20 protein-coding genes and 1 pseudogene are annotated in these 20,839 nt (G+C 52.3%); 7 read left to right on the top strand and 14 right to left on the bottom strand.

Going from position 1 to position 20,839, the window contains the following annotated elements:
- Window positions 1-3 precede the first annotated feature (3 nt).
- From JRI89_06675 to JRI89_06655, 5 genes are all read right to left on the bottom strand, one after another.
- Window positions 4-1,341: an NADH-quinone oxidoreductase subunit H gene (locus JRI89_06675; protein ID MBW2070924.1), complete on the bottom strand. Its 1,338-nt coding sequence runs from the start codon at window positions 1,339-1,341 to the stop codon at window positions 4-6.
- Window positions 1,342-1,421: 80 nt separating this feature from the next.
- The gene (locus JRI89_06670; GenBank protein MBW2070923.1) at window positions 1,422-2,537 is read right to left on the bottom strand and encodes an NADH-quinone oxidoreductase subunit D; all 1,116 of its coding nucleotides are present in this window, start codon (window positions 2,535-2,537) and stop codon (window positions 1,422-1,424) included.
- Window positions 2,537-3,079, bottom strand: coding sequence for an NADH-quinone oxidoreductase subunit C (locus JRI89_06665; GenBank protein ID MBW2070922.1), 543 nt, complete (start codon window positions 3,077-3,079; stop codon window positions 2,537-2,539). Before JRI89_06665 ends, JRI89_06670 begins: the two co-directional genes overlap by 1 nt.
- A complete protein-coding gene (locus JRI89_06660) occupies window positions 3,079-3,573 on the bottom strand; it encodes an NADH-quinone oxidoreductase subunit B (protein MBW2070921.1) in 495 nt (164 codons plus the stop codon). The genes JRI89_06665 and JRI89_06660 overlap by 1 nt, the downstream gene beginning before the upstream one ends.
- Window positions 3,574-3,632: 59 nt before the next feature.
- Complete coding sequence (locus JRI89_06655; GenBank protein ID MBW2070920.1) at window positions 3,633-4,019, bottom strand: NADH-quinone oxidoreductase subunit A; 387 nt, start codon at window positions 4,017-4,019, stop codon at window positions 3,633-3,635.
- Between the two features lie 534 nt (window positions 4,020-4,553).
- Between JRI89_06655 and JRI89_06650 the strand changes: the two genes are divergently transcribed.
- The 3 genes from JRI89_06650 (at window position 4,554) to JRI89_06640 (ending at window position 6,825) form a co-directional block, all read left to right on the top strand.
- Window positions 4,554-4,802 carry a sulfurtransferase TusA family protein gene (locus JRI89_06650; protein MBW2070919.1) on the top strand — a complete coding sequence of 83 codons (249 nt, stop codon included), beginning with the start codon at window positions 4,554-4,556 and terminating at the stop codon, window positions 4,800-4,802.
- Window positions 4,803-4,811: 9 nt separating this feature from the next.
- Window positions 4,812-5,987 (top strand): cysteine desulfurase, encoded by a 1,176-nt coding sequence (locus JRI89_06645; GenBank protein MBW2070918.1) that lies wholly within the window; start codon window positions 4,812-4,814, stop codon window positions 5,985-5,987.
- Window positions 5,988-6,111: 124 nt separating this feature from the next.
- On the top strand, window positions 6,112-6,825 hold the full coding sequence (locus JRI89_06640) for a tetratricopeptide repeat protein (GenBank protein MBW2070917.1): 714 nt from the start codon (window positions 6,112-6,114) through the stop codon (window positions 6,823-6,825).
- Here JRI89_06640 and JRI89_06635 read toward each other — a convergent pair.
- The 8 genes and pseudogenes from JRI89_06635 to JRI89_06600 form a co-directional block, all read right to left on the bottom strand.
- A complete protein-coding gene (locus tag JRI89_06635; protein MBW2070916.1) occupies window positions 6,800-7,297 on the bottom strand; it encodes an MOSC domain-containing protein in 498 nt (165 codons plus the stop codon). The two genes, JRI89_06640 and JRI89_06635, sit on opposite strands and share 26 nt — an antisense overlap.
- Before the next feature lie 67 nt (window positions 7,298-7,364).
- Window positions 7,365-8,364: pseudogene (locus JRI89_06630) on the bottom strand (molybdopterin-binding protein).
- 222 nt (window positions 8,365-8,586) lie between these two features.
- Window positions 8,587-9,273: a TraR/DksA C4-type zinc finger protein gene (locus tag JRI89_06625; protein ID MBW2070915.1), complete on the bottom strand. Its 687-nt coding sequence runs from the start codon at window positions 9,271-9,273 to the stop codon at window positions 8,587-8,589.
- 274 nt (window positions 9,274-9,547) lie between these two features.
- Window positions 9,548-10,228, bottom strand: coding sequence for a molecular chaperone TorD family protein (locus JRI89_06620; GenBank protein ID MBW2070914.1), 681 nt, complete (start codon window positions 10,226-10,228; stop codon window positions 9,548-9,550).
- Between the two features lie 16 nt (window positions 10,229-10,244).
- Window positions 10,245-13,046 carry a molybdopterin-dependent oxidoreductase gene (locus JRI89_06615; protein MBW2070913.1) on the bottom strand — a complete coding sequence of 934 codons (2,802 nt, stop codon included), beginning with the start codon at window positions 13,044-13,046 and terminating at the stop codon, window positions 10,245-10,247.
- Between the two features lie 20 nt (window positions 13,047-13,066).
- Window positions 13,067-14,215 carry a polysulfide reductase NrfD gene (nrfD, locus tag JRI89_06610; protein MBW2070912.1) on the bottom strand — a complete coding sequence of 383 codons (1,149 nt, stop codon included), beginning with the start codon at window positions 14,213-14,215 and terminating at the stop codon, window positions 13,067-13,069.
- Window positions 14,215-14,916 (bottom strand): 4Fe-4S dicluster domain-containing protein, encoded by a 702-nt coding sequence (locus tag JRI89_06605; GenBank protein ID MBW2070911.1) that lies wholly within the window; start codon window positions 14,914-14,916, stop codon window positions 14,215-14,217. Before JRI89_06605 ends, nrfD begins: the two co-directional genes overlap by 1 nt.
- A gap of 76 nt (window positions 14,917-14,992) precedes the next feature.
- A complete protein-coding gene (locus tag JRI89_06600; protein MBW2070910.1) occupies window positions 14,993-15,379 on the bottom strand; it encodes a response regulator in 387 nt (128 codons plus the stop codon).
- A gap of 741 nt (window positions 15,380-16,120) precedes the next feature.
- Between JRI89_06600 and JRI89_06595 the strand changes: the two genes are divergently transcribed.
- The 4 genes from JRI89_06595 (at window position 16,121) to JRI89_06580 (ending at window position 19,300) form a co-directional block, all read left to right on the top strand.
- Window positions 16,121-16,495 (top strand): helix-turn-helix transcriptional regulator, encoded by a 375-nt coding sequence (locus JRI89_06595; protein ID MBW2070909.1) that lies wholly within the window; start codon window positions 16,121-16,123, stop codon window positions 16,493-16,495.
- Between the two features lie 365 nt (window positions 16,496-16,860).
- Entirely contained in the window at window positions 16,861-17,613 is a 753-nt protein-coding gene (locus JRI89_06590) for a sulfite exporter TauE/SafE family protein (GenBank protein ID MBW2070908.1), read from the top strand.
- On the top strand, window positions 17,610-18,575 hold the full coding sequence (locus tag JRI89_06585; protein ID MBW2070907.1) for an ABC transporter ATP-binding protein: 966 nt from the start codon (window positions 17,610-17,612) through the stop codon (window positions 18,573-18,575). Before JRI89_06590 ends, JRI89_06585 begins: the two co-directional genes overlap by 4 nt.
- Window positions 18,572-19,300, top strand: a complete 729-nt coding sequence (locus tag JRI89_06580) for an ABC transporter permease (protein ID MBW2070906.1) — start codon at window positions 18,572-18,574, stop codon at window positions 19,298-19,300. The genes JRI89_06585 and JRI89_06580 overlap by 4 nt, the downstream gene beginning before the upstream one ends.
- A 95-nt stretch (window positions 19,301-19,395) precedes the next feature.
- Here JRI89_06580 and JRI89_06575 read toward each other — a convergent pair whose 3' ends face one another.
- On the bottom strand, window positions 19,396-20,634 hold the full coding sequence (locus JRI89_06575) for a universal stress protein (GenBank protein ID MBW2070905.1): 1,239 nt from the start codon (window positions 20,632-20,634) through the stop codon (window positions 19,396-19,398).
- Window positions 20,635-20,839: the final 205 nt, after the last annotated feature.

Genomic DNA, 20,839 nt, shown 5'->3' with positions numbered 1-20,839 from the left:
CTCCTAGAAAAGCCAACACATCCAGACACCCTGACCCAGCAGACAGACGAAGCCTATGGGAATGAGGTACTTCCAGCATACTCCCATCAACTGATCAACCCGCAATCTGGGCAAGGTCCAGCGCCACCAGAGAACTACAAAAGAGATAAACATGGCCTTGATAAAGAAGACCAGAAAGGGCAGCAAATAGACGAACAACCCTCCGTATATAGCAGGCAGCCATTGCCGCAGAGGGATGTGCAGAGCAAGTAGCAGCGCTACGGCTGCAAAGAGGGATGCCAGGAGAAACAGTTCACTATTGACTCGGATAAAGCGACTGCGCAGCAAGGACCGTTTGCGGGATACATCCCTCAAAAAGGCTTGCAAGGCTCTCCAGGCGAAAAAGGTAAACGGCAGAGCCCCGGCGAGCAGGAGTACAAGTACTGCTGGCCGGCTCAGGCTCCTGCCCAGGGCCTGTCCCAATGGCCCGAGGCTGTCCAGGTCATCGACCAGGGGGACCTGCCAGCCGCCGAGGAAACAGGTTACGGCCACTGCACTGATCACATAAATGTTGCCGAATTCAGCCGCGAAGAAAGCACCAAAACGCATGCCGCTGTACTCGATATTGTAGCCTGCAACCAGTTCCGATTCCGCTTCTGGAATATCAAAAGGGATGCGATTAATCTCGGCAATGGCAGAAACAAAGTAGATAAAGAAGGCCAGGAAGCTGAAGGGACTGCGAAATAGAAACCAGTTCTGTATGCCGCCGGCCTGACTCTTGATGATTCCCTGCATGCTCAAGGTGCCAGCCATGAGCACTACTACCAGGATGGCGAGGGCATTGGGTATTTCATAGCTGATGATCTGGGCGGCCGAGCGCATGCCTCCCAGCAGGGCCCACTTGTTGTTCGAGGCCCAGCCAGCCATGATCAGGCCAACCACTGTAAAGGAGCCGGTGGCCAGCAGATAGAAGACGCCCACATTGAGATCACTGATAATCAACCTGGGACCAAAAGGGATGACCACAAAAGAAAGCGCCGTGCCAAGCAGAACAAGATAAGGGGCAAATTTGAAAAAATTGCGGTCGGCGGCGGCAGGAATGATGTCTTCTTTGAGCACCAGCTTTACGCCATCGGCTGCAAACTGCAGCAGGCCGTAAGGCCCAACACGATTTGGTCCCCGACGGGCATTGGTCCAGCCAGCCAGCTTTCGCTCAAAAAAAGTGAACAGTCCCCCCATGAGGCCAAAGAAATTCAATACGGCCAGGCCACAGGCGAACATGACTACGGCGGCTGTGGGGACGTAACCCAGATGGTGAAACAGCTGGGTATCGTGAAAAAGATTGTTGATGAGACCTTCCATAGGCTGAAAACGTCTTCACTTTCAGGGTAAGGTCAACAGCGTGCTTTCTATCCGGACCTGCTTTTCTCTATCATCTGCAGCTAGCGGTCGATTTCCGGAGCAACCACATCCAGACTGGAAATGAGTGCCACCATGTCGGCAACCATGAGACCAGAGGCCACCTTTTCCACAATGCTCATGGCAGAGAAGGAACCTGTTCTAATCCTCAGACGATATGGACGGTCTTCACCCCTGCTTATGAGGTAAAAGCCCAATTCACCCCGCGGAGCTTCTGTACGTACATAAATTTCACCCGGCGCCACTTTCAATTTTTTCTTCGAGCGATTCCAGAATGGTCCGTCGGGCATTTTATCGATACACTGGCGAACGATGCGGACGCTCTGTTGCATTTCTTTGATACGCAGCCAATAGCGGTTGTAGCAATCTCCCAGTACGCCTAACTCCGAGGTGCCCACCGGGACCTCAAAATCCAGTTCACTGTATACAGAGTAAGGCTCATCTCTTCTGAGGTCCCAGTCCACCCCGGAGGCTCGCAGATTTGGACCCACCAGGCCGTAATCCAGGGCGTCGGCGGCGCTTATGACGGCAACGCCCAACAACCGTTCTTTGAAGATCTTGTTTCTTGAAATGAGCCGGTTGTACTGTTCTAGACGGGGTTCGAAGTAGTCCAGGAAATGTTCTACCCTTTGCAGAAATCCTGGAGGTAAGTCAAAGGCCACTCCGCCGAAGCGCATGTAGTTGTAGGTGAGCCGGGCACCACAGAGCTCCTCAAACAGGTCGTTTACCCATTCCCGCTCCCTAATGGCATGGGTAAAAGGAGTTACTGCTCCGATGTCGAGGGCAAAAGTGCCAACTGAAATCAGGTGGCTGATAATGCGATTGAGCTCGGCCACAAGCACCCGAATATACTCTGCCCGCAAGGGGACCTCGATTCCTGCCAAACGTTCCACTGTAACAGCGTAGCCCAGGTTGCAGTTCATGGCTGCCAGGTAATCGATGCGATCAGTGTACGGCATGAACTGGGCATAGTTGACCCGCTCGGCGATCTTTTCCAGGCCGCGGTGCAGAAAGCCAACATCGGGTCTACATTTGTGAATGACTTCGCCATCAGTGCGCAGGATGAATCGCAGCACGCCATGGGTGCTCGGATGATGCGGCCCCATATTGAGAATCATTTCATCGGTACTGAAAGGCATCACCCTGCCTCCTGGTGTCTCTGCACTGGCTCGCTGCTCTCTCTGGTAGTACTGATGCCCCGATAGCTTGCTGTTTCCCGGTAATCCTTCAGCAAGGGATGACCCTGCCAATCGGGTGGTAGCAAGAGCCGCCTGAAATCTTTGTGGCCGCTAAAATGGATGCCGAACATGTCATAGCATTCTCTTTCCATCCAGGCGGCCGCAGCCCAGACGTTAGAGACAGAATTCACTCTCAGATAAAAATGGGAAAAAAGGCGGGGGCGAGCCATTCTTACCTTGAGGGTCAGCCCATGACGATGCTGAATCGAGTAAAGATGGTAGACTACTTCCAACCACTCTGCTTCACCCTCCAGGTGCACGCCGTTCAAATTCATGAGTGTGTCAAAGGCAAGGTCTTTGTCTCCTTTCAGAAAGACAGCCACCTGGCGAATCTTGTCTCTAGAAACCAGCAGGTAGTTATCACCACGCTCCTCCTCATGCCACTGCAGTCCCTCTTTGCCAAGGACTTTCTGTATTCTATAGACAATATCCCTTTGTTCCACTAGCGCTTCTCCACAAGGAATCGTTCCTGCTGAATCTTTTCTTGCAGCTTGAGGAGTCCTTCCGTCAAAGCCTCTGGCCGGGGAGGACAGCCAGGAACGTAGATGTCTACCGGAACGATCTTGTCGACGCCCTTGACAACCGAATAGGAAAGCTGAAAGAGACCGCCGCAATTGGCGCAACTTCCCATGGCAATGACGTATTTTGGCTCCGCCATCTGGTCGTAGAGCAGCCGCAAGCGGGAGGCCATCTTGTAAGTCAGGGTTCCTGCGACGATCATCAGGTCGGACTGTCGAGGAGTGGCCCGAAACACAGAACCAAGGCGGTCGATGTCTGTCCTGGGTCCGCCAGTTTGCATCAATTCGATGCCACAGCATGCCAAGCCGAAAAGCAGATACCACACTGAAGAGAGCCTGAACCAGTTCAGAGCCCGATCTACCGTGGTAAACACTGCACCAAAAAAGCCCTGGGATGGCATTTTGTTATACAGGTGCATTTTCCCCTCTTGAGTTCTTGTGGTCGGGAAATGGATGGGCGAGCATTGTGGCAAGGAAACTAAAACAGCAGCGGTCTTTCTTCTTCTAAAAGGGCTGCGTCTTCCAGTCCTTCTGGAGTCTCCTTGCTCCACTGCAGGTCGCCCCGGGTCCACATGTAGATGAGACCAAGAAAAAGAATCCCTACGAAAACGAAGATCTCTATGAGAGCGAACAAGCCGTTGCCTGAACGAAGCCATTGACGAAACACGGAAATACAGGGAAACACCAGGGCCAACTCGATTTCAAAGATGAGGAAAGCCAGGGCTACGGCATAGAAGCGAAAGTTGAATAGTATCCAGGCGGAACCTACCGGGCGCTCACCACACTCGTATGTGGTGTACTTGTCGGGGTTGTCCTGTACTCGTGGGGCAAGCATCTTGGAGACTGTGATAATGACAAAAGTCATGAGCAGTCCCAAGATGATGAAGATAAAGACGTTGGCGTAGTGGAATAGCACGAGTTATCTACCTGTAGCTCTGCCCACTAGTTTGGCCTCGGGTGTTGGTGAGATTCTGGGTTTTGTGAGTGAGCGCAGGAGACAGTCGGCGTGAGTTCGTTTACTACTGGCACCAGAAGTCGTGCCTCAAGGTTCGCTTGCACATTCGCGCAGAATGAAGATGGTTTACCCGAGGTCTCTTTGCTTAAAAGATGTATTCAATATATACAATAATAATATATAATATATCAACCCCAAAGTTTTGTGTCAACTGCGGTCCTCGGTGAGTCGCTTGTCCCTCTTTCAGGTTATGGGCAAGTTAGCTGTCGTGTTCTGCAAGTAAGAGCTGGACGGCAGATGATAGGCGCCGGCGTGGTTGGGAGAACTGTTGCTTCTGGTTGTCTGGACGGCTGGCATGGTTGCAGGGCCGAGCACTCTTTTTTTCTTTAAATTAATCTATTATATTAGTATATATTCTATAGCAAGAGTCAAAAGGAGGATGACATGAAGTTTGTAGAGAATCAGCCTGCGGATGCCACTCTAGATCTAGTCTGTCGCATGTGCCCCCTACACTTACTCGAACCTGGGGAGATGCTCAAATGCCTCAAGAAAAACCAGGTACTGGAAGTCCTGACAGATTATGATGGAGCCCTTGAGGACATTCCCGCCTGGTGCCGGAGATGTGGCCAGGAGTTTCTTGGTGTGGAAGAGGATGAAGATTGCTACAAACTGTATATCAAGAAGACCAGGTAGGAGGAGAGAATGAAGCGGGTTTACTTGGATCATGGCGCGGCAGCGCCGGTGAGGCCAGAAGTGCTGGAGGCCATGCTGCCTTACTTTACGGAACAGTTTGGTAATCCGGCCACCCTCTATGATCTGGGGACCAGCGTCCTGGAGGTCCTGGAAGAGCAGCGGGCAAAAGTCGCACGTCTGATCGGCGCTGAGCCGCAGGAGATAATCTTCACCTCTTCGGGTGCGGAAGCCAATAACCTGGCAGTGAAAGGCGCAGCACTGGCCAGGAGAAAAAAGGGCAATCACCTGATTATCTCTACCATCGAACACCATTCGGTCTTGAACTCGGCTCGCTTCCTGGAAAGGTTTGGTTTCGAGGTGACCTTTCTGCAAGTTGACCAATATGGTCTGGTAGATCCTGAAAAGTTGGCGCAAGCTATCAGCGGAGAAACTGTATTAGTGTCGATCATGCATGCCAACAATGAAATAGGTACCATCCAACCGCTGGCGGAACTCTCCGCCATTTGTAAAGAGAAAGGGGTGCTATTTCATACGGATGCGGTTGCCACTGTCGGCAACATCCCTGTGAATGTGGCGGAACTGGGCGTGGACCTCTTGAGCCTTGCGGGGTCGCCGCTGGGAGCGCCCAAGGGCATTGGGGCACTTTATTTCAAGAATAACTTGCGGTTGATGCCTTTGATTCACGGAGGCATTCAGGAGAAGGGGAGGCGGGCAGGCACCGAGAATGTTCCTGGCATTGTGGGCCTCGGTACGGCAGCAGAACTCGCCCGGCAGGAACTGCCCGACCTGGTACCTTACCTCAGCAGCTTGAGAGACAAGCTGGATGCAGGAATCAGAGGTTCTATTGGAAAAATTGTACCTACAGGTCACCCACACCAGAGGTTGCCGGGTCATGCCAGCTACTGTGTGGAGGCCATTGAAGGAGAGTCCTTGCTGCTTCTGTTGAACAGGGAAGGGATTTGCGTTAATACAGGCTCCGCCTGTGCCTCCAAGGCGTTGAAGACCTCTCCTGTTCTGGTAGCGATCGGCATTCGTGCCGATCTTGCCCAGGGATCAATAGTTTTTACCCTGGGCAGGACGAACACCGCCGAGGAGATCGATTATGTCCTGCAAAAGCTTCCCCAGGTTGTGGGCAGGCTTCGCTCTTATTCTCCCATCTGGAAGCAGCGCTACAGTGCTGCCTGAATAATTCTCTTTTCGAGAAACTACCGGCGCCGGCCAGACTTTTGCCTTGCCTTGGCCGGAGGATTCTCTAATATACTAGAGAAAGGGCTCCTGCCCTATTATTCCTGACTGTAGGCAACAGTGAATGAAAGCCTTTGCCGTCATTCTTGTCACTTTCTTCTGTCTGAGCGGCGCCAGTGTACATGCCGAGGATGCCATGGAGTACTATAGCCTTGGCATCAAGGGGGCCAACACTCGCAAGAAGATTGCCTACTTCACAAAGGCTCTGCAGCTGGAGCCAAAATTGGCTGCCGCCTATGAAAAACGGGGCCTGCTGCAATTTTATCAGGGCAATTATGACAAGGTGATCGAGGATTATCAGAAATACCTTGCCCTGGCATCTCCAACCGCAGAAGCCTATCGCATGTTAGGGATGGGATATCTGAAAAGCGGCAAGTATAATGAGGCAATAGCCAGTTTCAGCAGGGCGATTGCAATAGACCCCAAACTGACCAGTGGTTATGCCAACCGGGCAGAGGCGTACCGATTGAGCGGCAGAGATGAGCAAGCTCTCGAAGATTGCAGCAGGGCAATTGCACTTCGGAGGGATTCGCGCAGCAGGGCGGATGCCTATAGAACCAGAGCTAGAATATATCGCAAACTTGGACGGATGAACCTGGCTGTTGAGGACGTAAGGGCTGCCATGGATGTGGATCCGAGAGTTCCTCGCTTCTGGCGGTACTACCTCAAATATGCCAGTCCCGAAGAACTGCGAAGTGTGGCGCCGTTTCTGCTCATTTTGCTGGCTCTGGTGCTTATCTTCGGGCTGCGACTCAAGCCTCCAGAGAAAGACGACTGACCTGAGAGTTTTTGCTGCTGGCCGCCGCTGGGAGGCGCTCGATGTGGTCTCCAGGACGTATGGTGCCCCCTTTAAGGACGCGGGCGAAGATGCCCTCTCTCGGCATGACGCAGTCGCCCACCTGGTGAAAGATGGCACAGCGGCTGTGACACTCTTTGCCGATCTGGGTCACTTCAATTATGGCCTTCTGCCCAAGCCTGAGCTGGGTACCGATGGGCAACTCCCAGAGCCTGAGTCCACGAGTGGTGATGTTTTCGGCAAAATCTCCCGGAGCAACCTTCAGTCCTTTTTCTCTGATTCTGACGATACTCTCCTCGGCCAGCAAACTCACCTGCCGGTGCCAGTTGCCTGCGTGAGCATCGTCCTGAAGGCCAAACTTTTCCAGCAAACGGGCTTCAGCCACATTTGCCTTCTTGACGCCCTTGCTGCTGCTGGTGGAAACGGCCACGATGCGTCCCTTGTCCATGGTCATATTTGCTGTCATGTTGGAAATCCTTCAACTCGTGCGCCAGCAAACAGATGGTCATTTACACATTCGCTCACTTGCCAAAGGCACATTGGGGATAGGTACATTCAGCACAGTTCTGGCAAAGGCCACCGTGGCCAAGGAATGCCAGCTCTTTGTTGCCGATTTTCTCCCCAGCCAGGATGCGCGGCAGCACCAGGTCCAGCACGGTTATGCGATGAAAAAGTCCGCAGGCGGGCACCCCTAGAAGCGGCACCTCACCGATGTAAGCTGCCAGGAACATGGAGCCGGGAAGGGGCGCCGGCAAGCTTGATGCCGATGCGGGTCACGTCATCCGGGTCCACGCTCATGCCGCCGCTGAGGAGAAGCAGGTCACAGCCTCCGGCTAACTGTGAGCAGATCACCTGCTGGATTCGGATGGCATCATCAGGGACAATGTCTACAGCAATTACCTCTGAACCAAGAGCGGCCACTTTTCCTGAAAGAATTGGCGCAAAACGGTCCCGGATGAGACCGTGATACACTTCATCGCCGGTAATCAGGAGGCCCACCCTGGCTTTGCGCAAAGGCCGCACTGCAAGCACCCCGCCGTGTTGCCGGGCAAGAGCTGCGGCCCTTTCAATGGTCGTCCTGTTCATTACCAGGGGGATGGCCCGGGTCGCGGCCACTTTCTTTCCCCGTGTCACCAGGGTGTGATTGTGGAGGGTGGCGCACATTACTTCATCCACCATATTAAAGGCAGCAAGAGCGGGGACATTCACTGCGAGTAAGCCGTCCCTTGCTGCCAGCAAATTGATTTTTCCTTCTTCAGGACCGTCCTTCCAGATGATGCCGTCTCCGGCAAGAGCTGTGGCCAGAATAACTGCTGCTTCGTTTTCGTGAATTTCATCCTCGCTCAGGTCAATGACATAAAGGTGATTCTTGCCCAACCTTTGCAGATGACACAGATCCGCTTCACAGACAGTGTGTCCGCGGCGGAAAGCGGGGCCTTTGAACTTTCCTGGACGAATTTCGGTTATATCATGAGCCAGCTTGCTGCCAACTGCCTCCTGCAAAACTATCTTCTTCAACACCTAGTGGCCTCCCTTACTTTGCTCAATAATTGTGGTCTCTCGGCGTTCTTTTCAGCACTCAGGCCCCCAATGCTGTCACCTGGAGAAAAGCGAAAAGGTAGTCTTGTCGCTGGGCCGGTCTCCTTGCCGGCTGCAGGCGATTATGGGCTTCTTCAGGAGGCTTGCATAGCCCGTTGGAGAATTTAGCTCCTCGAGGTAATTCCTTGTGGAACCGCGAGGTGCCTAGACCATCTTTCTTTTTTCTGTCTCCGGTCTGCTACCACCTGCCGCCTGCCCTCTCTCAGGCAACTCGGGTGCCCAGTCCATCTTCGGCCAGCTGATCTCTCTGGCATCCTGAAAATAGGCGCCATGAGCACAGGGGCGACATAGCAGAGCACCGTCCACCATGACCTCACGGCCGTCACGGACGATCTGACCACAGGAGGAACAAGCCACCTTGCGGCGAGTAGGTCCTGGCAGATCGAATTCACTAACAGGCACCTTGACTTCAAAGACCCGAAAGAGCACACTGTCCGGCATCCGCTTGTATGCCTCGAGCTGTTGCTGATATTTTCCGGCAATTTCCGGGGCATACATCGCTGCCAGATCCCTGGCCTCTTCTGTGGATAGGATGCGAAAGGCCTTGCCCGTCTCGAGATTGACAAAGGTGGCTGCCATAATGCCATAGTCGGCGAATTTCAAGGAGCGTCGGCCCAGCTTGGCTCCTGTCACATGCGCAACGGCATCGCCGGCGCAGCGATCCATCTCCACATAGACGATGAGCTTCTTTATCTGCTCATTGCTCGTAGGTTCATTCAGACCGATAAGACGGCAGCCGAGCATGGCCATGCGCACACCCACGACCTGGCCAGGACAGAGGTGACCATGGGCTGCGGCTGAAGAGGCCAAGAGCTCTTTGAAAGGCTTCACAACATTTTCCTGCGGTTGGCAGCCTGCAGGTGGCTGCCGTCTTGGGGCATAAAGCCGCCCCGCATTGCTTATGCTAACTTTAGCATAAGATAATGCCAAAAAGAGGAGAGGACTGCAACCTCTCCGGTGAGCAAGAACTAAAAAGGGGTAGGCTCGATCGACTTCTGCCTGTTGACATGGGCGCACTCTTGGGGCAATCCTTCCTCGCAGCAGTCAGGACACCAGGAAAGTTCCTGATCCACCCAGTTGCCGCAGGTACAGATCCATTGATCTTTCAATTCCTCGACAACCATGATCGATCCTTTTCCATATAAGAGGACAGCAACCTGGCCAGGGATCTATAGAATGTGGTAGTTGCCCTCTCTGTCATCAATTGGAGACACTGGGGGCTCCAGCAAAGCAAGTGGTCCTCGAGAAAGACGAGCTGTTTACGGCGCAAAGATTCGACTGCCTGTCGCCCACCTTTCTCCAGGGCTCTGGCCGCCTTGCGGCAAAGAACGGCCATGAATTGCAGCTCCACACCCAGATGATCCGGCAGTTCCGTGAAGCCTTCAGCTGGAGCCAGGCCTTCAGCTTCGTACATGTTGGCCACCTGCAGGGCCCACAGTCCAAGAACCCTAGTCCTTCTAGCATGCCCGCCTCTGAAATTCTCATCACGATAGACGGACTCAAAAGGGTGGATGTAAGCATCGCCAGGTATTCTGAACAATGCTTCGTAGTCGACAACGATATCTTCCGCGAGGGCTTGGCCGTGGCGGTAATCTTCAGAAAAAACTCTCAAGGCAGTTACAGCAGGATGCCCCGGGAAAAGCGCCTCGAGAGCAGAACTCCCTTCCTTGCTGGATATTTTATTCAGCAACTCAGGAGTAGGCTGAGCAAGAAACAGGGAGCCGAAAAATTGATACAGTTCTGCTCTCCCCTTTTCAACACCAACATCCAGGTCGGACTTTTCCACTCTGGGACTCCTTATGCTAGAGTTTTTCTATGGCGACCCGGGAATCAAAGAATGAAGCGCTGCCGCCTATGGGATCAGTGAGACAGACATCCTGCAGATGGGGGTCGAGCATCATTACAGGGTTGGCCGAACAGCCCTTGCCAATCCATTCAGCGTATGCTGTTTTCTTACCGTCGACCTCAAAAGACTTGCTGCTGTACTGCCAATGTCCCAGGGAATGAGGAATGGCCACGATTCCAGGACGCATGCCTTGTGTTACCCAGGCTTTTCCTTGCACACCTTCAGGGTTGCTGGATGAATATACCCGCACAAGATCGCCGTGCTCGATGTTCAGTCTGGCTGCGTCAGAAGCATTGATCTGCACAGTTTCTTCTGGTGTTACTTCCATCAACCAGACGCTGGCAGCGGTCCTTGCCTGGGCGTGATAGACTGGATGGTACGTGATGATGTGGAATGGGTATTTGCCAGCCATGACGTCGATGGGCCGGCCCATGATATCGCGAATAGGTTCATAATAGGGCAAGCCGTCATAATAGGCGCCAGTCATGGAATCGCGCGTAGTGGCCAGTTTTTCATGGTAAATGTACAGGGGGCCTTTGTATGGATGCGCTGTGTATGGGCCCCTGTACGCCTTTTGGTAGCTTTCGAAGCGGCCGCCCCGTTCCACTACATACTTTACCTTTTCCTCTTCCGTTTCGCCGGGAACCGAGTCTCCTTTGTTGTCACCATAGGCAATATTGGCCACCAACAGCTTATACCAGTCCCACGGTGTGTTGAGATCGCGACCCGGGCCCAAGCCGTCCTTGCCGTATCCAGGAAATCCCATCTTTTTGCCGAGATCGATAAAGATTTCTTCCAGCATTTTGGTATCTTTATATACTGGCTCCACTACCGGCTGCCGCAGGCCGCTCGTCATTGTCAAGATGGTTGGTGCCACGTGGGGTGTGGCGTAGTCTTCCAGACAGTGGCGGCAGGGTAAAATGTAGTCGGCCAGAGATGAGGTCTCCCCCATGACAATGTCGATGGCCACAAAGAGCGGCAACACCTTTGGATCCCTGACCGCCTCTATCTGGTGGATCCCTGCAGGAGCAGAATAGACCACATTGTTCCAGTAAGTAATCAGGCACTTGACCTGGTAGGGATATTGAGCTGCGATGCTGGGAAAGCCTTCCTGATAGACGTTGTCGTAGCCAAAGGGAAACCAGGGACGCTTTGCAGGGTAGCCCTGTTTCTTGAATTCTGAGCTGTCCTGGTAGAGCTTCTTGTGACGATCGAGGTATACGCCGGTGGCCTTCACCGCTCCCGGCAAGAATTCCTTTTTCTTGAGGGCATAGGGATTGCCAGGCTTGCCGCCGATTTCGTGCCAATGGCCGCCGCCATGGCCTTCACAGCCGCCTTTCCAGGATACGTTGCCAAGAAGGAAGTTCAAAACGCCAAGTGTTCTGGCAGTATAGGTGCCATTGGTGTGCTGCACGGAACCGCGATAGAAATCCGCTGTGGCTCGCCGACCATGTGAAGAGAAATCGTCAGCCTCGCGCTCTATGTCTCTGGTCTTGACGCCACAAATCCTGGCATACTCAGGGATATGTCTTTCCATTACCCGGTCGACCAGCATTTTGTAGACGCTGCGGACCTTCACCCCGTCCACAGTAGTATCGACGAGCAGGTCTGCCTGTTTGGCCTCTCGAGCTGGAGTCGGTTTGCCGTTGACCATGACGATAAAATCCTTGCCATGGCGCAGAAGTTTGCGGTTGTCTTCCCGAACTAGATAGGTGGCATTGGTCCAGGTGAGGTGTCTGGCGCCTTCCTTGGCAGCTTTCTTGTTTGGAAAAGAGAGGTACTCCAGGTCGAGCCGATTATTTTCCATCATCCAGCGCATCATGCCGAGGGCAAAGGCGGCATCAGTTCCTGGAAGGATCGGAATCCAGCGTGCCGCTTTGGCTGCGGAATTGGAAAATCGTGGATCGACGATTACCAATGTTCCTCCCCTCTCCCTAAAAAAGTTGAGCTTGCGGGCGATGGCCTGCATAGGAAAATTGGCTTCGTAAGGCGTGGTGCCAAAGAAAATGATGTATTCAGAATTGAGGATCTCAGGTTTGATGTGGTGTTTTCCTTTGAAGCAGAGTGCCAGGCCCACGTGGTGAGAGACCTCACAGATGGAAGTATGATCGAGACGTTTGTTGATGGTGCCAAAATAATTGGCCATCCAGCGATCAGTAAATTCTTTGCGGCCGTGCTCAATGCGGCCGGGCATAAAGACCAACTGATTGGCCTTTGGTCCCAGTTCGGGAGCTTGCGGCTCTATAGGGTCAAAGCTGCGAATAGCTTTGAGCCCATCCACATGGCCTTCGCCGAAGAGATCTCCGCCATTGATAATCTCGTGGTAAGCTTGCTCCCAGGTGATAGTCTTCCATTTGCCGGAGCCCCTGGGTCCCACTCGCTTCAACGGGTGCTGGATGCGGTACGGGTTGTACATGGTTTGCAGCAGGGACCCACCTTTGGCGCAGACTGTGCCGTTCTCCTTGTTCGCTGCTTTGCCATCAGTATCATAGCGGATGTGGGGTTCGCGTACATTGGGGTGATATGGATTGCCGTCAATTTTTACTGCTACGCCGTTTTCAACTTTTACTTGCAGGCCGCAGGCGCTGTGGCAGCCTAGACAGACGGTACGTACCACTTTGGTGTCAACTGCATCAGGGTTTGGGGCCCCGCTTATCCACGGTTTCGGCTCGAGGCTCTGGCGCAGGCAACCACCGGTGGCAAGCAAGCCTGAAAGAGTCATCGCTCCTTTGATAAAGGTTCTTCTACTGGCGCTCATAGGGCAGCTCCTCCTTGAGGTTAGCCTTCAATATTTTCATAAGGCAATATTTTATAAGTAGTTAGAAAAACAACGAGCATAACTGCCATCAGGAGCAAACCGAAAATCATCTTCGCCGGATCCGGTGGGAGGTGTTCCCATTTGGGACCAGTCATGGGCAGTAACTGTCCGCCGATGAATATGTTAAGGCAACCGAAAACTGTGCCGATCATGGCGGCTATTGCGGCGATGCATGAGATGAGGACATTTTCGCGCATCTTTCTGAACAGCATCAAGGCAAAGGGAAAAACAAGCCCGACCGTTACCTGGAAAAACCAGAACTGCAAGGCTCGCGGACCGCTGAAAAAGACCTGGCTCGCCAGTTTGCCTCCAATGCCAGTGTATTGCAGTAAGACGAAATAGATAAAGAGGACGCCGGCTTGCGCCACAAGCGCATACTTGAGAATGATGCCGAATTCTGCCAGGTAGCGCTGCTGTTCAGCAAGTGCCTTGGGGGGTGAGTGGGCCAGTCCGTTCTTTAAATGGGTGAGAAGGATTAGAAAAGCTGAACCCGAGCAGGCAGCAAAGCTGAAAAAGATGAACACCATCACTGAAGAGTGCCACATGGTCCGACCCTTGAAAGAGGAGAGCAGGATGCCCAGATAGATGAGGCCGAGAAAAGAAAAAAACAGGCTGACTCCGGCCCAGAAACGTTCTTTGCGCCGCTGTCTCTCTCTTATTTGCTTGAGGCTGCCGGCTTCCTGTTGGCTGAATACAGCCAACCGATAAAGGCCCTGGAAGGAGCCTTCTTGCCTGGAGCGATATAACAATTCCGGCCTGAACAGATAGTAGGAGTGGATAGCATAGGAGATCATACAGAGGGTGATAATATATACACCATATGCCACCGGTGAGGTCCAGTGCCAGTGGTAGAACATAGTGTAGAACCGTTCCGGACGAGCGAGATCCACCACCAGGAACAAAGGGACCAGGGCCAGGATAATGAAGGGCTGGAAAGTCCCTACTTTTTCCAGGGGTCGATAATCTTCACTGCGGTAATAAAGCCAGCTGAGATGTGCTACGATGTGTGTTCCTTCGGCCAGTGAAATTAGCCATAAATACCAGGCTATAAGATATCCTAGGGCCACGTCGGGCTGAATCCAGAAAATGTATTGACTGGTCTCATTCATCAGGACCTCCTTGCGAGAAGCCGAGAATAATCCGGCCCCATTATGCTCTCGTCGGCATTGACATAGTGAACCTTTGGGCGGGTGTCGAGATCTGCCCGCAGACGTTGAGTTGCGTGCCTTTCTTTGTACTTGGCAACTTCACTGGTTGGATCATTTAAATCTCCGAAAATGCGGGCACGTCCTGTACATGCATCCACACAGGCTGGCTCTAGCCCCTCGGTGATCCGGTGATAGCAGAAGTCGCACTTATCGGCAGTTCTGCTGATGGGATTGAGATAACGAGAACCATAGGGGCAGGCCACAATACATATACGGCATCCTACACAGACGTCTCTGTTCACATGCACCACGCCATCTTCATTTGTGCGGTAAGTAGCGCCGGTCGGACAAAGGTTCAGGCACGAAGCGTCCTCACAATTGTTGCAAAGCCGTGGCAGGAAATGGGCACTTACATCAGGATAGATTCCTTTAGACATCACTTTGACCCAGCTCCTGAAATAACCCTGCGGAACGTTGTTTTCGCTCTTGCAGGAAATGGTGCAGCCCTGACAGGCTGTGCATCTGTTGACGTCGATAACCATGCCGTACTTTTTCCTGGGAATCGCTGCCTGCACTAAGCTGTCGGGCTGCAACAGAACAACACCAGCGCCTATGATGGAAGCCCGGCTGCCGATTTTTCGTAAAAACTGGCGGCGGTCCATGGCTTCTTGCCTCTTCTTCATCTGGGCACCTCCTTGTAAGAATAAGAAAGCAGTGAACAACACAGTTTCCTGTTGTTCATTGCGGAGAATCCCTTGAACTGGGCCGCGACTCGCATATGGCCTTGATCCAGTAGAGCAACTCATCTAGATCCAGTGGTTTGCTGAGGCAGACAGAGATATGAGTACTGAAAGCTTCTTTTAGTTCTGGATGGAATGAGCGAGTCGAAGTAGCAATCACACAGGTCCTGGGGTTCTTGTGGATTAAAGTTCTAAGAAAGCGGTTGTCGACCTGCAACGTGTCAAGATCCAGTATTACCAACTGAAAACCGCTCTCTTTGAGGCCTTTTTCTAGAGCACCAAGAGAACCCACGGCAACGGAACGGTAGTGCTCGAGCTCGAGGAAAGAGCAGAGCTCCGCCCGTTGTCTACTGTTGGCATCAACTATGAAAATAGGGTCAAGCATCCAATATCCCGGTATCTTGAAAAAAGTAAAAATGGTGTGCACTGTACCTGACAAAAGGCAATACCTGTGCCAGGCTAGTGAGTGGATTTGAATGTGTCATGCTTGCACCTGAGGCATTTGTGGAAGAATTGCTATAACTAACTGTAATTACATTCAATAATGAGTCACTAAAAAGTTTTGCCTGGCGCCTTTTCTGAAGGACAGGAGAGATGAATCATGGCAGTGGACGGTAGATGGCATGCCAACCTTGTCCGATGCGCGGACAGAACTGATGTCTAGGTGAAGTTTTGAAAATGAATTTAACATGTTGCTATGTCCGTAATCCGGACATTATGGTGTCTTGCAGCATGGTCTTCGGGCTGCTATCTTGGTAGTTGTCTGGGAAATGAGATGAAGTCACTATTGCGGTATAGTGGACTGTTGAGTTGAGAGAATGGCAGTGTATGGCCACAGGGAGTTGCTCTGCTGCCTGTTGTATGCAAGAGTGCCATTGGCTTGATACCTTGTTGGTTCGGGCAAAACCCGCGCGGGATTCCGGCAGTGGAGCCCTTTGCGGGGTAGCTAGACCTGCTGAGTGGACAAAACCACAAGCGGCTGCATTGTTGTCTTTGCAGAAATTGCTCGAACTGGTTCTCTGTGTCATCCCTGAGCAGCACGGTTTAAATACAAAGCGACGTTTTTATGTTGACTGATAGCTGTGTCTCTACTATATAGACTATAAATCCTTATCGGAGAAAATAAATGTGCCATGGCGATAGTGAAGGCTGCGGTTGCCCTGCAGGAAAGACAGAGCGCTTTTTGCAGCCTTCTTTACTGCTGGCTCTCAAAATGCGGCCATCCTATGGCTATGAACTAATAGAGAAGATTTCAAGTTTTGGCTTTGTTGATGGAAACATCGATCCTGGAATCATTTATCGTCATTTGCGAAGGTTGGAAACGGAAGGTTTCGTATCTTCCCGCTGGGATACCACTGGAAGCGGTCCTGCCCGGCGATATTATCATCTGACCAGAGAAGGTGAGGAGTTGCTGCGAAACTGGATCCCATTTATGCAGAAGAGCAAGGATGCGCTCAGTCGTTTTCTCGACCACTACGAAAGGAGTGCAAGTGGCGGATAATAAAACTTCTGGATAGGTCTCTGGGGGATGGCGCAAATTAGAGATGCCAGATTGGCCTGTGCTGTAGCAGCGGCTTCCTGTCTGGAATTAGAGCAAAGAGAGGAGGGAAGACATTATGTGTTGTCAGGTAAAGGAGGGTATCTGTCAGTTTCCGGAAAGACTGAAGGACAAGCCTGAAAACTGCAGCCCGGAGCAGGTCAAAGAATGCCATGGAGAAGAGCAAGAGCATCCATGCACCGGCAGACAACGATGACATGCCGCTGAAGAGTCCGGGTCCTCCTGTTTTTTAGGGAGTGTGCCTGCAACCGCTTCTAATGTTGCTCTAGTGCGACTCGAATCAGTTCTTGCTTGAGGCCACCGATACCATGCCCCTGTTCCTGCTTCTGCCGATCATTTTTGCCAGTTCATTGGTGCTCACCATGGTAGGCCTTGGTGGCGGTCTCATCTTTTCGCCGCTATTTATTCTCCTTTACTTTCCAGTACCTACAGCCCTGTCGGCTTCGCTTTTCCTCAATGGAATCGCGGCAATTTCTGCAGCCATCACCTACTTTCAGAAGAAAATGGTGGATGTGCACATCGGGGTGCCGCTCATTGTGAGTTCCACTCTGGCCGCTCCTCTCGGTGCCTATACCAGTGCAAAAGTTGATGTGAAAATTTTTACAGCAGTCCTTGCGGGGGTAATCCTGCTGGCTGCTGGGCGTATGCTTTTTTCCGGCAAGCTTGAATCCGAAGGAGAGGAAATTTCCGCCCGGCGAAGGATCATCGGCGGCGGGGCCATTGGTGTGGCAATCGGCTTTATGGCTGGACTGCTGGGCATCGGCGGCGGTGTATTTATTGTACCCCTGCTTATCTATCTGCTGAAGGTCCCCACCAAGACTGCTGCCGCTACCTCGATCTTTATTGTGGTGTTTTCTTCCTTCAGTGGTTTTGCTACCCACGTGTCCATGGAAAAAGTAGACTGGCATTTTATCCTGTTGGCGGCACTTTTTTCCTTTGCCGGCGGGCAGATGGGCTCCAGGATTATGGCGGCACGTCTGAAAGGCAAGACAGTGCGGCGAATTTTTGGCGTAGTTCTGCTGCTTTTTGCCGTAAAGCTAGTACAACGGGTGTTGTCTTGAACAACGATTCTGCCATAAATGAACAAGGCGTTGCTCTCAAGGTTGAAAAGCTTGCTAAACGCTATGGTGATCTAGTCGCCCTGGATGGGGTGAGCTTTCATGTGCGCAGGGGTGAGATCTTTGCTTACCTGGGGCCGAATGGCGCGGGCAAGACCACAACCGTCAATATATTGAGCGGGCTGTTGGGGCGTGATGGCGGCAAGGTGATGATCTGCGGTTATGATCTTGACAGGGATCCAATAAGAGTCAAGGAAATCATCGGCGTGGTCCCTGATGAGTCCAATCTCTACCCTGAACTGAGCTGCAAGCGAAACCTGGAATACCTGGGAGAGCTTTATGGCATCTCTCGTGTAAAACGGCAACTGCAGAGAGAAAAACTGTTGACCATGTTCGGTTTACAAGACAAGGCAACGGTACCGTTTCAGGGCCTCTCCAAGGGATTGAAACGCAGACTCACCATCGCGGCAGCACTTGTGCACGAGCCGGAAATCCTATTCCTCGACGAACCCACCACTGGGTTGGATGTACCTAGCGCGCGATACCTGCGTCAACTACTCATGGAAATCAACGGCAACGGCACTACAGTGCTTCTCACCACACACAACATGTTTGAGGCAGATGAACTCGCCCACCGCCTTGGCATTCTTATCAAAGGGAGGTTGGTTACAACGGGTACGCCAGAAGAAATCCGCAAGCTTGCAGAGCAGCGAGAACGGCTGGAGGTGGTATTTTCTCAAAAAGTTGGCGCCAGAGAACTTCTACAGAATTGCACCGCGGTAACAGGCGTGGTGATGAAGGATAATACAGCTATACTGGCAGTTGCCAACCTCGATGAAGCTCTGCGCCAGATTGTGACGTACGCCGGAGCGCATGGGGTGAAGATCGTGAATGTGGTTTCAATGCCGCCCTCTTTGGAAGAGGCATTTCTGTCTTTGCTGCAGTCTCACCAGGAGGTCGCATGAAGCAGTTGCGCCGGGCACTTTTCATAAGCAAAAAGGATTTCGAGAGCTATTACAGCAAGCCACCTCTGATTACCTGGGGACTGCTTCTGCCAGCAGTACTCATCCTGGCGGTATACCTGAAAGAACCAAGGAAATATTTACAGATAGCGCCGGGTGTTATTGCCATGACTTTGCTCTTCGGCAACACTTCCATGTCTGCCATTGTAATTACCTTTGAGAAGCGCAGCGGCACCCTGGTAAGACTGCTTCTTGCCCCTCTGAGAAAGGAGACTATCATCCTGGGCAAAATGACAAGTGCAGGCCTCTACGGCATCGCCACTGCCTTGATTCTCACCACAGGATTGATGTCACTTCTCGGGCTTCGCATCCAACACCTGCCCCTTTTCATGCTGGGACTGCTGCTGGGTGCTGTGGTGTTTTCCTTGTTCGGCCTGCTGGCCTCGGTCATGGTCAAGGAAGTGTTCGAGGCCATGACCTTGATGAATTTTTTCAGGTTTCCTCTGCTTTTTGTCAGCGGAGTATTCATGCCCGTGGAGCATTTTCCCGCTGTCTTGAAACCCGTGGTTCTGGCGTCACCCCTCACCTATGTGGTAGAGCTCCTGCGCCTTGGAATCACTGGCGAGGGCTATTTCAGTTCGCCACTGCTGCCTGTTGTTGCCACCCTGATTTTTGCTGGCATCGGCTGGTTCTGCACTGCCAAAAACTGGCGGCGCGTATTACTGTAGTCTAAGAGAAAAATTCTTCCGGCAAGAGGCGGCAGAAAAAGGATACATTCCCTTAAAGTCGTGGCCTGTTTTTGCCCCTGCCTGCTGGATGGTAACTATTTCGGGGATGCCGACTTGTCAAATTCCACATCCGGCGGCACACAAAGTACAGGGCGGGCAATGAAGCGCAAGACTTTCTCAGCGGTGCTGCCGAAGAAGATGGTTTCCATGTCGCCTGTCTTGCCGCAACTTCCCACGATTATCATGTCTACCTGATGCTCGATGGCCTGCTTGTTAATCTCCACAAAGGGTACGCCCTGGGTAACTATGGCTTGTACGCCGTTGCCCAGCATTCCTTCCTCTTGCAGAAATTTTTGCAAGTCTCTCTTGGCGTTGAGAAACAACTCCCTCTTGATTTGATTTTCCGCGCCCAGTCGATGCCGGATGCATTGCTCTATGAAATCACTGTCGATTACATGAAGGGCGACAATGCGCTCTGGTTGCTGGGGCAGCAATCTCATCGCCCTGCGCAGGGCGAGTCGGCAAGAATCAGAAAAATCTACACCAATGAGAACACTCGAGCCTTTTCTGCCTGCCTGTTTTTCAGGTGTGGTTTCTTTTGCCATAGGAAAACCTCTTTTCTCTGGAGACTTTTTCCACATGTTGAGTACATGTTCTCCTCTAGCGACTTCCTCGACAATGATATGGGCCCACCGCTTGAGCAGTGGATCGGCTAGCGCCTTTTCCAGCCGGCGGGCAGCGCCGCCGATAGCAGTGAAGCGGTTTCGGAAGATATGAGACACCTCTTGAGACATGCTCTCTTTTTCCCTTTGTATTGCATCCATTTTTTCCATGATAAGCGATCGCTCGAGGATCTCTCCGAGCAGCAGTCCCACAACTTCGAGATACTGAAAGTCTTTCTGGGAGATGGGCTCGGAAGAATCCCCTGCATCGACTACCAGCACCCCCAGGGTCTGCCCCAAGTCATGCCGCAGAGCGGCACTTTTCAAAGGTATAATTGCCTTAATAGGTACTGGCTCAGGGAGAGTGTGGGATTTACCCACAAGGTCGGCGGGCTCGGTAAAGTTGAATGCCATGCCACTGCGGAATACTTCCCAGACAATGCTGTCAGGATGGACCTGGAGACCGATCTCTGGACAACGCTGGTAATTGCCAACACAGGCCCGCATTACCAGGTTTTCTCCCTCTCGGAGAAAGAGACGAGCGCGCAAGTGGAATCTTTGCCAGATATGTTCAAGGCAGCGATGAATGGCCTGGCTAGAGGTGAGCAGTGCCAGGACCTCTTCAAACAGAGAGTTGTCCTGAGGCAGGTTTTTTAAAAAATCAACTGACACCAGAAGCCCTCAACTCTTTATCATCCATATGGTCCATGGGCACTCACCTCGACCCAGCATTGGTCCGCAGGTTGAATCCCTGCCACTTACACTCCCCTCTGCATGCGGCAACAGCCGCCCGGCAGATGCTGAGGTAGCCCTTGCAAGTGCTGCAGCCAAGCCAGGGGCTACTATTAAAGTATATCACAGCATGCTCTTAATTTGC

The sequence above is a fragment of the Deltaproteobacteria bacterium genome, from assembly GCA_019309045.1.
Classification (GTDB): Bacteria; Desulfobacterota; Syntrophobacteria; order BM002; family BM002; genus JAFDGZ01.
Note: the sequence above shows the minus strand (reverse complement) of the source record. Positions and strands in the feature narration are given on the sequence as shown.

Coding starts and splice junctions, on each gene's coding strand:
- JRI89_06675 (MBW2070924.1), bottom strand. CDS start 1,341: ATGGAAGGTCTCATCAACAATCTTTTTCACGATACCCAGCTGTTTCAC.
- JRI89_06670 (MBW2070923.1), bottom strand. CDS start 2,537: ATGCCTTTCAGTACCGATGAAATGATTCTCAATATGGGGCCGCATCAT.
- JRI89_06660 (MBW2070921.1), bottom strand. CDS start 3,573: ATGCACCTGTATAACAAAATGCCATCCCAGGGCTTTTTTGGTGCAGTG.
- JRI89_06655 (MBW2070920.1), bottom strand. CDS start 4,019: ATGACTTTTGTCATTATCACAGTCTCCAAGATGCTTGCCCCACGAGTA.
- JRI89_06650 (MBW2070919.1), top strand. CDS start 4,554: ATGAAGTTTGTAGAGAATCAGCCTGCGGATGCCACTCTAGATCTAGTC.
- JRI89_06645 (MBW2070918.1), top strand. CDS start 4,812: ATGAAGCGGGTTTACTTGGATCATGGCGCGGCAGCGCCGGTGAGGCCA.
- JRI89_06640 (MBW2070917.1), top strand. CDS start 6,112: ATGAAAGCCTTTGCCGTCATTCTTGTCACTTTCTTCTGTCTGAGCGGC.
- JRI89_06635 (MBW2070916.1), bottom strand. CDS start 7,297: ATGACCATGGACAAGGGACGCATCGTGGCCGTTTCCACCAGCAGCAGC.
- JRI89_06615 (MBW2070913.1), bottom strand. CDS start 13,046: ATGAGCGCCAGTAGAAGAACCTTTATCAAAGGAGCGATGACTCTTTCA.
- nrfD (MBW2070912.1), bottom strand. CDS start 14,215: ATGAATGAGACCAGTCAATACATTTTCTGGATTCAGCCCGACGTGGCC.
- JRI89_06605 (MBW2070911.1), bottom strand. CDS start 14,916: ATGGACCGCCGCCAGTTTTTACGAAAAATCGGCAGCCGGGCTTCCATC.
- JRI89_06600 (MBW2070910.1), bottom strand. CDS start 15,379: ATGCTTGACCCTATTTTCATAGTTGATGCCAACAGTAGACAACGGGCG.
- JRI89_06595 (MBW2070909.1), top strand. CDS start 16,121: ATGTGCCATGGCGATAGTGAAGGCTGCGGTTGCCCTGCAGGAAAGACA.
- JRI89_06590 (MBW2070908.1), top strand. CDS start 16,861: ATGCCCCTGTTCCTGCTTCTGCCGATCATTTTTGCCAGTTCATTGGTG.
- JRI89_06580 (MBW2070906.1), top strand. CDS start 18,572: ATGAAGCAGTTGCGCCGGGCACTTTTCATAAGCAAAAAGGATTTCGAG.